Origin of the sequence: Cohaesibacter celericrescens, assembly GCF_002866925.1 — a bacterium.
In the GTDB taxonomy this organism is placed as follows: domain Bacteria; phylum Pseudomonadota; class Alphaproteobacteria; order Rhizobiales; family Cohaesibacteraceae; genus Cohaesibacter; species Cohaesibacter celericrescens.
On sequence record NZ_PKUQ01000016.1, the window covers coordinates 504,440 to 517,046 of the forward strand.

Annotated in this window: 11 protein-coding genes; 3 read left to right on the forward strand and 8 right to left on the reverse strand. The window is 49.3% G+C overall.

Features of this window, described 5'->3' with window-relative positions; translation table 11 throughout:
- Window positions 1-158: 158 nt before the first annotated feature.
- Complete coding sequence (locus C0081_RS10215; RefSeq protein ID WP_101533679.1) at window positions 159-935, reverse strand: hypothetical protein; 777 nt, start codon at window positions 933-935, stop codon at window positions 159-161.
- Between the two features lie 79 nt (window positions 936-1,014).
- On the opposite strand from C0081_RS10215, the gene trmFO reads away from it, so the two are divergent.
- Window positions 1,015-2,442 (forward strand): methylenetetrahydrofolate--tRNA-(uracil(54)-C(5))-methyltransferase (FADH(2)-oxidizing) TrmFO, encoded by a 1,428-nt coding sequence (gene trmFO, locus C0081_RS10220; RefSeq protein ID WP_245417907.1) that lies wholly within the window; start codon window positions 1,015-1,017, stop codon window positions 2,440-2,442.
- On the opposite strand, the gene C0081_RS10225 is transcribed toward trmFO, so the two are convergent.
- The 5 genes from C0081_RS10225 to yajC all read right to left on the reverse strand — a co-directional run bounded on the left by C0081_RS10225 (window position 2,434) and on the right by yajC (window position 6,944).
- Window positions 2,434-3,297 carry a phytoene/squalene synthase family protein gene (locus tag C0081_RS10225; RefSeq protein WP_101533680.1) on the reverse strand — a complete coding sequence of 288 codons (864 nt, stop codon included), beginning with the start codon at window positions 3,295-3,297 and terminating at the stop codon, window positions 2,434-2,436. The genes trmFO and C0081_RS10225 overlap by 9 nt on opposite strands.
- 23 nt (window positions 3,298-3,320) lie before the next feature.
- Window positions 3,321-3,839 (reverse strand): Mth938-like domain-containing protein, encoded by a 519-nt coding sequence (locus C0081_RS10230; protein ID WP_245417908.1) that lies wholly within the window; start codon window positions 3,837-3,839, stop codon window positions 3,321-3,323.
- Window positions 3,840-3,842: 3 nt separating this feature from the next.
- The gene (secF, locus tag C0081_RS23395) at window positions 3,843-4,808 is read right to left on the reverse strand and encodes a protein translocase subunit SecF (RefSeq protein WP_210200455.1); all 966 of its coding nucleotides are present in this window, start codon (window positions 4,806-4,808) and stop codon (window positions 3,843-3,845) included.
- Window positions 4,809-4,826: 18 nt separating this feature from the next.
- Entirely contained in the window at window positions 4,827-6,461 is a 1,635-nt protein-coding gene (gene secD, locus C0081_RS23400) for a protein translocase subunit SecD (protein WP_210200456.1), read from the reverse strand.
- Window positions 6,462-6,542: 81 nt separating this feature from the next.
- A complete protein-coding gene (gene yajC, locus C0081_RS10240) occupies window positions 6,543-6,944 on the reverse strand; it encodes a preprotein translocase subunit YajC (RefSeq protein WP_373235829.1) in 402 nt (133 codons plus the stop codon).
- Window positions 6,945-7,115: 171 nt separating this feature from the next.
- Here yajC and C0081_RS10245 point away from each other — a divergent pair, with 171 nt between their 5' ends.
- Window positions 7,116-7,988 carry an ATP-binding protein gene (locus C0081_RS10245; protein WP_101533681.1) on the forward strand — a complete coding sequence of 291 codons (873 nt, stop codon included), beginning with the start codon at window positions 7,116-7,118 and terminating at the stop codon, window positions 7,986-7,988.
- 87 nt (window positions 7,989-8,075) lie between these two features.
- Complete coding sequence (locus tag C0081_RS10250; RefSeq protein ID WP_101533682.1) at window positions 8,076-8,564, forward strand: hypothetical protein; 489 nt, start codon at window positions 8,076-8,078, stop codon at window positions 8,562-8,564.
- 112 nt (window positions 8,565-8,676) lie between these two features.
- On the opposite strand, the gene C0081_RS10255 is transcribed toward C0081_RS10250, so the two are convergent.
- Entirely contained in the window at window positions 8,677-11,400 is a 2,724-nt protein-coding gene (locus C0081_RS10255; protein WP_101533683.1) for a valine--tRNA ligase, read from the reverse strand.
- 259 nt (window positions 11,401-11,659) lie between these two features.
- Window positions 11,660-12,397 (reverse strand): PopZ family protein, encoded by a 738-nt coding sequence (locus C0081_RS10260; RefSeq protein ID WP_101533684.1) that lies wholly within the window; start codon window positions 12,395-12,397, stop codon window positions 11,660-11,662.
- Window positions 12,398-12,607: the final 210 nt, after the last annotated feature.

The window sequence follows — 12,607 nt, forward strand, 5'->3', positions numbered from 1 at the left end:
CCTCCTCCCCGTTTTGAAACACCTAACGAAGCCCACCGGATTTCCTCCCCCGGTGGGCTTTCGTCGTTTTCGCCAATCGTTTCAAATTCCCGCAGAATCAATCGTCTTCAGGCTGCGTCGCGCTGAATTTATAAATACTTGTATGTTTTGCTGGGCTATTATCTTGTTGGTGACTCGCTCATCCAAACGTCAAGCGGCTTGATCGCAGGAAACATACCATTGTCAAACTTCCAACTATCAACGGCAAAGCGCTTGTTTGTGCTTTTGGTGATGACGACAGCGGTGGCGTGAGGATAGCGACCATCCAAGAAGAAACCGCGCGCAACCGGTGAAACCACGCGGTGGTGTTTTAGAAACCCATACTGCTGAGCAAACATCAGTAATGACGTGGTGTTGCTTGCCTCATCGATGCAGTCCATTTGTCCCGGGATTCCTGCGCTGTATAGATCCAACCCGCCTTTGTCTTTGTCTGATCCAACAAGGGGACCAACGCGGGTTTCAAACCATTGTACGGCTTTTCCTATGGCCTTGCGCTCCGTTTTTGCTGTGTCCGAACCGTTTGCTAGGATTTTTTCCAACGCATTTAGATCTTTTTGAGTCGGATGAAAACTGTATTTCAATTTGCAGCTATAGGCATGACATATGTAAATCGTTGATTTTGTTGGAGCCCGATTGTTCATGTCATTGATCCAACGGTCGGGTGACTCCGCATACTGTGTGCTGCAAGCGGCGAGTGCTGTAATGAGGGTGGTAGCCAACATTGGACCGCGCAGAAGAGTGAGTGCTTTCATGAGGCTTTCGATTCCATCCTGTTGGCTTTGGTGTTTGACTGACTTAGCATTTGGATCCATCGCTGCCAATTGCAAATCATAATGCCCATTTGTGAGGAAGGTTCGTGTTGTCATTCGATCACGAGACAAATCTTTGCCAATCATCGAATGAGACTTTGCTTTATTCCTTAGGAATGATACGAAAGCGCACTTCCCATTTGAAAATTTCATTCGACAAGAGGCAATGGCAATCATTATGCAATCCTTCAAACCCGTTCACATCATTGGTGCTGGCTTGGCCGGTTCAGAGGCTGCGTGGCAATTGGCAAACCATAACGTGCCTGTTGTTTTGCATGAGATGAGGCCGGTTAAAGAAACCGAAGTGCATGTTTCTGATCATTGTGCTGAATTGGTTTGTTCCAACTCTTTCCGGTCAGATGACCATGAAGCCAATGCCGTTGGTGTCTTGCATCAAGAAATGCGTGAAGCTGGGTCTTTGATTATTGGTTGCGCAGATGTGAATGCTGTTCCTGCGGGTGGTGCTTTGGCTGTCGCACGCGAAGCTTTTTCTGAAGCTGTAACCGAGAAGCTGAAGGCTCACCCGTTGATTAGCATTGATCGTGGTGAAATATCTCAGCTGCCCGATGCCGAAGACGGACCGTGTCTCATCGCAACGGGTCCATTGACGTCAAAAGCCTTGTCGGAAGCGATCTTGGCTGCAACAGAAGAAGAATCTCTAGCCTTCTATGATGCCATTGCGCCGATTATTCATTTTGACTCAATCAATATGGAAAAGGCCTGGTTCCAATCGCGTTATGACAAAAAGGGGCCCTCGGGAACCGGTGCGGATTACATCAATTGTGCAATGGATGAAGAGCAGTATAAAGCTTTTATCGCTGCGATGTTGTCGGCTGATAAGTCGGAATTTAAGGAGTTTGAGAAAGCGGCCTATTTTGATGGCTGCTTGCCAATCGAAGTGATGGCTGAACGCGGCATTGAAACCCCACGTTTTGGGCCGATGAAGCCCGTTGGTTTGACCAATCCGCACAATCCAGATGTGGATCCCTATGCAGTGGTACAATTGCGCCAAGACAATAAGCTAGGAACTTTGTTCAATATAGTCGGATTTCAAACAAAAATGAAATATGGTGCGCAAGCGGAAGTTTTTAGGATGATTCCCGGCCTTGAAGAGGCACAATTTGCGCGGCTTGGCGGCATTCACCGCAACACATTTCTTAATTCTCCCAAACTGTTGGACGGCACCCTACGCCTGAAAAAACATCCGCATATTCGCTTTGCGGGCCAAATCACAGGGTGTGAAGGATATGTAGAATCCGCTGCCATAGGCTTGCTGACCGGTCGATTTTTGGCTGCGGAGGCTTTAGGGCGCCAAGCTTTACCCCCACCAGAGACAACTGCTTTTGGCGCACTTCTGGCGCACATTACAGGCGGGCATTTGATCGATACCAATGGTGGGCGCCGGTCGTTTCAGCCAATGAATGTCAATTTCGGTTTGTTCCCACCCGTGGAATTCTCCCGTCGCCGAGAAGATGGGTCAAGAATGCGCGGAGTTGAAAAGCAACTCTCCAAAAAGAAGGCACTGTCAAAACGCGCGTTGACAGACACCAAAGCATGGCTGGCCAACATCGATTTGTCCGTGGCGTCAGCTTAAAGCTGCCATGCGCCAGATGCTTAAATACGCCCGCCAATTGGCTAGTGTCATATTGTTAATTGGATCTTTTGATCTCTTGATCAGTAGTCTTTTGGCGGGAGCAAGCATTAGGAAAGCAGGAGCAAGATGCGACCGCCCTTCTCCTTGTAATGCTTGATAGAATGCCATTGCCTTGGAGTGATGGTCATGGCCTAATTGGGTGCAGGACCGAATAGCTTCAATCAAATTTTGCGATGATTTTTGATTGAATATGTCATGTGTTCCGACGCCTTCCTTTGCAAAGATTGTTGCGGGAAGAAACAATCTTTGCGCGTTAGCGGCCTTGGGCCAGTCGAATAGATTGTTAGCGAGCGCGATTGCCATTCCTGCGTGGCCGCACAAATCAGACAGATGGTTTGGATGTTCACCGCCATTCAGAATTTGCGCCGAAAGCAAAATGGGCAGCGCTGCGGTTTCTCCCGCATAGGCCTCATAGGTCGCCACGTCTGGCATCGGGTCATTGTAGAGGTCGAACGTATGGGCATCTATTATCTGCAGGAGTGTTTCAGCAGGCAGATTGTAGCGCCGTTGAGTGTCTTTTAATGCCGCAGCCAATGGTCCGATATTCTTTGCACTGAAGGTTTTATTGTTGTCGCGATCACCGACGATATCGCGCCACCATTGCAGGCGAACTTCTCCCATGGAGGGGTCTGAGACCATCTTGGGGATTCGGGAAATTTCAGCGACGAATGCAAGAAAACTGATAAGTGCTGCTCTATGCTTTTTATCTGCTGTGAGGGAGGAAAAATGCGCCACGGGGTCGAGTTTTCTCAACTCTGTCTTACAGAAGACGAGATTGTCTTGTACAGTAGACATGCTTACTCTTTGCTCAGATTTACTCAATCGACAGGCAACAAGGCGGCAGCCACGGCGCGCCCTTCGGACAGTAGAATGTTGAGTGTGCCTACAGCCGCGGAGGTGTCCATCACCTCGATTTTGATACCTTGTTTGCGAAGGGCGTCCGTCACAGACCGGTTCAAAAAACTCATCTGTTGGCCAGTCCCTATCAGCAGGATTTCAATGTCTTCTTTTTCGGCCAGAATCTTGTCGAAGCTATTCAAGGCAATGTCGTTCAAGCCTGTAACATCCCACCGTCTTATCCCGCTGGGGAGAAACATCACTGCGCCTTGATGTGACATGGGGCCAAAACGGAAGCCACCATCGCCATAATAGTCGATTGGGTCATGCCCAGGATAAAAGGCATCGACCATTTCTAGGCCGGTGGCCAATGCAACAGCATTCTCGACAAGGCCTTCAGGTTGGTTCGTCAAACCGGCAGGGGACGTGCCCTCGCCGGTTGACTTGGTATCAGATGGTGCGGGCTTGGTTATGTTGCCCTTGATCCAATTGAAAATCATCAATCAGTTTGTCACACTACCGGTGTCATCTGTTTCATCAGCTTCATTTGGTATTTGCACCTGTTCGCTACGCAAATTGAGGAAGACGAGCAATGGAGCGGCAATGAAGATGGATGAATAGGTGCCGACAAAAACACCCCAGATCATTGCAAAGGTGAAGGAACGGATCACTTCACCGCCAAAGAAATAGAGCGAGCCCAAGGCCAGCAAAGTTGTGACAGACGTCAGTATGGTGCGGGACAAGGTTTGGTTGATAGATAGATCGAGAACTTCAGTCAGCGGCTTCTTTTTGTATTTACGCAAGTTTTCGCGAATACGGTCATAGACAACCACTGTATCGTTCAGTGAGTAACCAACAATTGTAAGAACCGCCGCGATGGTAGAAAGGTTGAATTCCATCTGTAGAAAGGCAAAAATTCCGATGGTTAGGATCACATCATGGGCCGTTGCAATAACGGCACCCAAAGCAAATTGCCATTCAAAGCGAAACCAAATGTAGACCAACACGGCAAACAGAGCCGAAATCACAGCTATGGAACCAGCACTGGCCAATTCACTCGAGACACGGGGCCCGACTACTTCTACGCGGCGATAGTCAACGGTATTTCCAAGAGTTGCCTTTACTTTAGCTACCACTTCCTGCTGAGCTGCTTCTGCGCCGAGGTCTCCGGCTTCTTGTGTTTGAACGCGGATAAGAACGTCGTTTGGCGCACCGAATTCTTGCACCTCAACATCGCCCAAGTTAAGAGTGCCCAGTTGTGACCGAATGCCACTTATGTCTGCTACTTCTTCAGCTGTTTTGATCTCAATCAGCGTTCCGCCTTTGAAATCAATTCCGAAGTTGAGGTTGAAGACCATATAAAGGGCCAATGATACCACAATTAGCAGTCCCGAAAGCGGAAAGCTAAAGCGTCGGTCTTCCATGAAACGAATGGAAGTGCCGTCCGGGATAAGACGAAGGGTTTTCATAGTTTTATCTCCGGTTCGTTAAATGGGCAGCTTGGATGGGCGACGGGCTTTGACCCACGTTGCCACAAGCAAACGGTTGAAGGTAAAGGCCGAGAAAACGGTCGTGATAAGACCAACAGCCAGCGTTATAGCAAAGCCTCGCACAGGACCTGATCCCAACGAGAACAGAATGACCGCAGCTATGAAAGTGGTGATATTGGCATCAAGGATGGTGCCAAGCGCTCGACTATAACCGGCATCAATGGCGGCTATGGTTGATCGGCCGTAATTGTTCTCTTCGCGTATACGCTCATAAATAAGCACATTGGCATCCACCGCCATACCGACGGTCAGAACAATACCTGCAATACCGGGTAGCGTAAGGGTCGCGCCGAGTGCTGACAGAACTCCTATCAACAAGACGACGTTAATCACCAAGGCAACATTGGCAAATAACCCAAACAGGCCATAGCTGAGGAACATGAAGACAACAACGGCAAGAGCGCCGACCATGCCTGCGATCTCTCCTGCTGCGATGGAATCTTTGCCCAAGCCCGGCCCGACTGTACGTTCTTCGACAATTGTCAGGTCAGCAGGCAATGCCCCTGCCCGCATAAGAATAGCTAGATCGTTGGCGCTTTCTGCAGTGAATGATCCGGAAATAATCCCCGATCCACCCCGGATAGGCTCGCGAATGCTTGGTGCAGAAATCACTTCATTATCAAGCACAATCGCGAATGGCAGGCCAACATTTTGTTCGGTAACGCGTGCGAATTTGGTTGCGCCGGAGGTGTTGAAGCGGAAGGAAACCACCGGTTCGTTGGTTTGCTGATCAAATGTTGGTTGAGCGTCATCCAACTCGTCACCCGAAATCAAAACGCGTTTGGTCACCAAATAGGGAGTGCGTTGTTCCTGGGGTAGTGGATTGTTTTTGTCATCAGCTTCGAACAAGACTTCTGAATCAAGCGGAGGGCGTGTTTCCAAGGCCGTTTCTGGTGCCATGGTGACGTCAACCATGCGGAAAGTCAGTTTCGCGGTTGATTGAAGAATATTCTTCAAGCGATCAGGATCTTGCAAGCCGGGCACCTGAACAAGAACACGACTGTCGCCTTCCTGTTGAATAGATGGTTCGGTTGTACCCAGTTCATCGATACGACGGCGGATCACTTCGATGGATTGGGCAACGGCATTGCGAACACGATTGGTAATACCTTCTTGTGTCAATTCGAGCCGAATAACTCCGGTCTCAGCCACATCAAGGGATGTCTCCATGGCGCCACTGCCGGTCAGGATCGAGCTGGATATTGGTTGCACCAGCGTGCGAATCTTGGCGGTGGCCACATCTAGGTCGTTCAAGTCGCGGATGCGCACCTGTGCCGCACCATCTTTGATAGCAAGGCCTGTGTAGCCAATCTTTTCTTCGCGCAACAGGGTTCGTACATCGCCGCGCAATACTTCAAGACGTTCTTTGATCACGCCCTCTTCTTCAACTTGAAGAAGAATGTGGGCTCCGCCTTGCAAATCAAGACCCAAGACGAGTTTGTTGGATGGTAACCAACCCGGCATCGTTTCAGTTAGAAATTTGTCGGATAACATATTGGGGATGGAGAACAGGATGCCACAGAGTACTGTGATCAAAACCAGTCCAACCTTCCATTTAGCGAAATGTAGCATGCGGCAATCCTACCAGTATTGGCAGAGTACCCGGCTATGAGGCCGAGTACTTTTTACTGAGAAAATGTTGGGATAAAAGATTTAGGAAGCATCGCCTGCAGGCTCGCCCTTGGAGCGGACATCTGCGATGGATTTACGCATCAGTTTGATTTTTACGCCTTCGGAAATCTCAACGGTGACTTCGTTCTCGTCTGTCGCGTTGGTGATTTTACCCACAATGCCGCCACCGGTCACGATGGTGTCGCCGCGGCGTGCGTTGGCAACGAGCTCTGCATGCTTTTTGATCTGTTGACGTTGCGGGCGGATGATCAAGAAATACATGATTACAAAGATCAGAACGAATGGTAGAAATTGCACCACTGCACTATTGGTATCCATAAGGTCTCCTTCAACAGCGAACTGCACGGCGGCAAACTCAGGCTGTATTTTGCTTTGACCACTCAATTGGGTCGGAACTGGTTTGAGCGGACTATAGCGATCCATCGTGACTTTGCAAATATCTTGTGAACGGTTTGCAACGCCTTGTCCAACTCTGCTAATTAGTGGTTAGACATAATGATTTTTTCAGCAAGATAAAAGGGCTGGTATGCGGTTCTGCGCGATTATTAGCCACAAATTTTGCTTTAAGTTACGATAAATGGAGCCTGCCCTTTCATGTCCGCAAATGATCTTGAAAAAATTGCCAATATGCTCAAGAAAATTCATAAGAGTATCGAGCGAGCTGTACCGCCAAAGACGCCTAAACCAAATTTAACAACGGCAGATGCCTTCGTGTGGCAGACGGTGCCTGTCGCTCATTTGCAACCAGTCTTGAGAGTCAATCGAGTCGATTTGTCGCTTCTGAAAGCGATTGACCGCAATCGCGATATGATCTTGGAGAATACACGGCGTTTTGCGAATGGATTGCCTGCAAACAACGCTTTGTTATGGGGGGCTAGAGGGATGGGTAAAAGCTCCTTGGTAAAAGCCTGTCACGGTCATATCAATTTGGAAGCCAAGTCAGATGCGCGTTTGAAATTGATCGAAATTGCACGAGAAGACATAGAAAGTCTGCCGCAATTGATGAATATTCTGCGTTACCGATCCGAGCGTTGCATATTATTTTGCGACGATTTGTCATTTGATAGCGGTGAGAATGCCTATAAGTCGCTTAAAGCAGTGCTTGATGGCGGCATTGAGGGGCGGCCCGATAATGTACTGTTTTATGCCACTTCCAACAGACGCCATATGATGCCGAGGGATATGATCGAGAATGAACAGTCCACTGCGATCAATCCAGGTGAGAGTGTGCAGGAGAAAGTTTCTCTATCCGACCGGTTTGGCCTATGGATCGGGTTTCACAATTGCAGTCAGGATGAGTATCTGGCGATGGTTACTGGTTATGTGGCTGAATATGGCATTGAAATCGATCCAGATATCTTGCGTGCATCCGCATTGGAATGGGCGACAACACGTGGCTCACGCTCTGGCCGCGTGGCGTGGCAATATATTCAGGATCTGGCTGGTGAAAAGGGCGTGAAACTCTGATCCGTATGGACGTTTTTCGAAGTTGTGTTGATCTATTGATGCAAGTATAAACTGTTGAGCAGTTTTTCTATTTTTGGGTGAGTCTCAATGAATCCGCTCCGTATTGCTTCAATATCATTTCTCTGCAGTTCGCTGGCTTTTCTTGCCGTCACGGTCGGTCAATCCTCTGAGGCCTTTGCTGGGGAGCGATGGCGAGACTATGGAAGTGCGATGTTTCTTGCCAAAAGGATGAAATTACGTGGCTATGAATTGGAAAGTATCGCGTGCAAACATCATCCTATGAAAAGAAAACGCACCACAGGCAAACCATTCAATAAAGAATTGCAGGTGCAACTTCACTACAGTAAACGCAAGGGCAAGGGGAAAGCCAAAACTCACTTTGATGCTTCAATATTGGGTGGAAATGCAGACCTTGGGCGTTTTATGAAATCTCGCTATCGGGTTGAAAGATATACCCCACGTACCGGTCACGGCGTTCCAACAGACTATGTCGTGGTCCGTGAGAATAATAGCAAAAACGGTAAGCCAATATTCGTTTGTTATATCTCGAAAAGCATCAGGCCGGACAACAAATAGTCTTTTCTATGCGTTGGGGCTACCGTTCTGAAGCGCTCAACATTTTCAACAGTAGTAAAAAGCCCCGCTAGAATGCTCTAGCGGGGCTTTTGTATTTTCGTGATAGCGTCGATTACGCTTGCATGAAACCGAGGATTCGATCGAGGGCTTCCTGAACTTTTTCCTTTAAGGCATTCTGTTCGGCCAGTTTGGATTTTTGTTCGGCAATGATCGAATCTGGTGCATTGGCAATGAATTTTTCATTGCCAAGTTTGGCTTCGAATTTAGCCGCCACTTTGGAGATCTTGTCGATCTCTTTTTCTAGGCGGGCTTTTTCTGCGCTCAAATCAATCACACCAGCCAATGGTAAAGCAATGGTGGCTTCGCCAACGACGACCTGCGCAGACCCTTGAGGCACTTCCTGCGAGGTGGTGATGCTCTCGCAGCGAGCGACACGTTTGAGAACTGCGTCTTGAGCCGCAAGGCGCTCTTTGGTTTGTTTTGAAGCACCAACAAATACGAGCGTCAATTTGGTCGATTGCGGGATGTTCATTTCGGCGCGAACAGAGCGGATCGCTGTGATGGTATCAACCAACCAGTTGATTTCGTCGGCCGCTCCAGTATCCGCAATGTCGTAGGTTGGCCAGCTTTCGGTGATCAACAAACCATCACGGGAGGGCCCAGTTTTGCCGGTTTCAGCCCATAATTCTTCGGTAATGAACGGCATAAGCGGGTGCATCAGCAGGCAGATTTGATCGAGCACCCAAGCCGCACAAGCCTGAGTTTCGGTTTTTGCGTCACTTTCGTCTTCGGCTTGCAAAACCGGCTTGGAAAGCTCTATGTACCAGTCGCAATAAAGATTCCAGACAAACCGGTACAGACCATTGGCCGCATCATTGAAACGATAGGTCTCGATGGCTTCGGACACTTCGCTCGCGGTTTTGGCCAGCTCTGTCACAATCCACTGATTGACTGTTTCCTTGACCGTATGGGGATCGAAGCCTTCAACACGTGCACAGCCGTTCATCTGTGTGAAACGCGTGGCGTTCCACAGTTTGGTGCCGAAGTTGCGATATCCGGCAACACGATTGGTGGCGAGTTTGATGTCGCGGCCCTGCGCGGCCATTGCCGTCAAGGTGAAACGAACCGCATCCGCACCATATTCATCAACCAGATCCAGTGGATCAATGACGTTGCCCTTGGATTTAGACATTTTGGCGCCGTGCTCGTCACGTACAAGCGCGTGGACATAGACAGTGTGGAACGGCTCTTCTTTCATGAAGTGCAGCGACATCATCATCATGCGGGCTACCCAGAAGAAGATAATATCGAAACCCGTGACCAAGACATCCGTTTGATAGTAACGGTCTAGTTCAGGGGTTTTGTCTGGCCAGCCAAGGGTTGAGAATGGCCATAATGCCGATGAGAACCACGTATCAAGAACGTCTTCATCGCGGACCAGTTCAACGTCTTTGCCATAATGGGCTCTGGCCTGTTCTTGAGCTTCGGCTTCATTGTGAGCAACAAAAACCTTCTCATCTGGTCCATACCATGCCGGAATCTGGTGACCCCACCAAAGCTGGCGCGAAATGCACCATGGTTGGATGTTCTCCATCCAATCGAAATAGGTTTTTTCCCAATTCTTAGGCACAAAATTGGTGCGGCCTTCGCGCACAGACGCAATTGCTGGTTTGGCCAGAGTTTGCGCGTCGGCAAACCATTGATCGGTCAAATAGGGCTCAACGATAACGCCTGAACGATCGCCATGCGGAGTCATATTGACATGGTCATCAATGCCTGCAAGCAGACCGCGGGCTTCAAACATTTGCACAACAATCTTGCGTGCTTTAAAGCGATCCACACCCTCCAGAGCCGAGATTGTTTCAAACAGATCTTTGGATGCATCAATGCCGTCGAGGAAATCTTCGTTATCCTTCAGCCACATTTTGGCTTCACGGGTCATGATGTTGATCATTGGCAAATTGTGGCGCTTACCGATGTCAAAGTCATTGAAGTCGTGCGCTGGCGTCACTTTCATTGCGCCTGTGCCCGTTTCTAGATCGACATAATCATCAGCAATGATCGGAATACGGCGTCCGACCAGAGGCAAAATTATGTTTTTACCTATCAGATCCTTGTAACGCTCGTCATCAGGGTGAACGATAACGGCAGTGTCGCCAAGCATGGTTTCTGGTCGGGTGGTCGAAATTGTAATGGTGCGCCCCTCTTCCCCTTCGATTGGGTAAGACAGGTTCCACATGTGGCCGTTCATTTCCTTCTGCTCGACTTCCAAATCGGAAATGGCGGTCAAAAAATGCGGGTCCCAATTGACCAGACGTTTGTCTTTATAAATCAAGCCTTCATTGTAAAGTTCGATGAAGACCTTCTGAACGGCCTTGGACAGACCTTCATCCATCGTGAAGCGTTCACGGGACCAATCTGCTGATGCGCCAAGGCGGCGAAGCTGGTTGAAAATAGTTCCGCCCGACTCGTCTTTCCATTTCCAAACGCGCTCAAGGAAGGCCTCGCGACCCATATCACGACGGCCTGGTTCATTGTTAGCAGCCAATTGGCGCTCCACCACCATTTGCGTCGCGATGCCGGCGTGGTCCATTCCCGGTTGCCAAAGAACGTCTTTGCCATTCATCCGATGGTAGCGGATCATTACGTCTTGCAATGTATTGTTCAGGGCGTGGCCCATATGAAGGGAACCGGTTACATTCGGTGGTGGGATGACGATGCAGAAACTATCCTGCCCGTCTTTTTTACCAGCGCCAGCATTAAAGGCACCTGATTTTTCCCACGCTTCATAAAGGCGCGGCTCAACGGCCGCTGCATCGAATGTTTTTTCCAGCATTGCACTTCCATCTCGCAGATCGCTCGGCTTGGATGCCTGCAAATCTGTCTCTCAGACGCCAAATCCAGCCTTGGCTCGCGAAAGGAGCAGGCATGGTTCGCAAACTATCTCGGGTAAAGGTGTAAATCCCATTCTCCCTCACAGCTGTCAACCATTAGCAGCCCATATGGGTCTAAGTTGCCGCTTTGAGTGTATATTTAACGAAAAAATACACAATATGAGGGGTGGGAGGTTTGTTTGGTCAGGTTGGTGCGGGCGATCAGCGATAATGCTGCTCGCCCCTAGACACTCGTTCAATTTCTGCACGGACCAAGCGTTCCACCATGATGGGCAAATTCTGATCAAGCCACGCTTTCAGCATTGGGCGCAGCATATCTTCAACCACATTTTCCATGGTGCGCGTATTTTGCGACAGAATTGTATGGGTCAAATCGCCGAATGCGTTGGTTACGACGTCGGAAGTGGAATCAGAAACGAGACGTGCTCCACGATTCACTTCAGGCAACGGACCATCTGGCGTCGGTGTTGTCTCTATGCTTGCTTTTAGAATCGGAGGCACCTGTTCTTCAAGAGTCCTATGCAGAGCTTCTTGAATTGCAGCGACTGGTTCTGGTGCGGGTTCAGGTTGCTTGGCCTCTTCAGCGAAAACAAGATCATCATCTCGAGGTTCGACAAGTTCTGCTTCTTGCCACTCGCTTTGAAGATCCAAAACATCTTCTTCTGGTTCTGGTTCCGGCTCGCTTTCTTGCGCTTCCATTTCGGCCATTGCCGCGGCCATGTCGTCTTCGACTGGCTCTTCCTCTACAGGAGCAGGCGCTGGCGTATCAAAAAGTGCGTCGAGGTCGTCTTGGCTAAGCTCAGCATTGCCGTCCGGCATTGCTTCTTCTGCTGGGGCCGGTTCATCACCTATTGCAGCTTCCTCATCGGAAATTATCCGGCGAATCGACGCTAGGATTTCCTCCATAGAGGGTTCTTGAGCTGCACTTGAATTGGACATGGCCTCACCCGAAACTACTGACAAACAGGTAACCGATCAAATCGCATTCCGCCGCGAACGTGATTCGGTCGTCTAATCACTATAGGCTTTTTGCCAATTTGTTGAAATCCGTAACGTAAAAAAGCTTGAAAGAGGTGTGGAGGGAGGGTTTCAACACCTAATTTCCCCGCAATCCCCTTCTGGCCCTGCATAACAGATGCACTCTTTGTA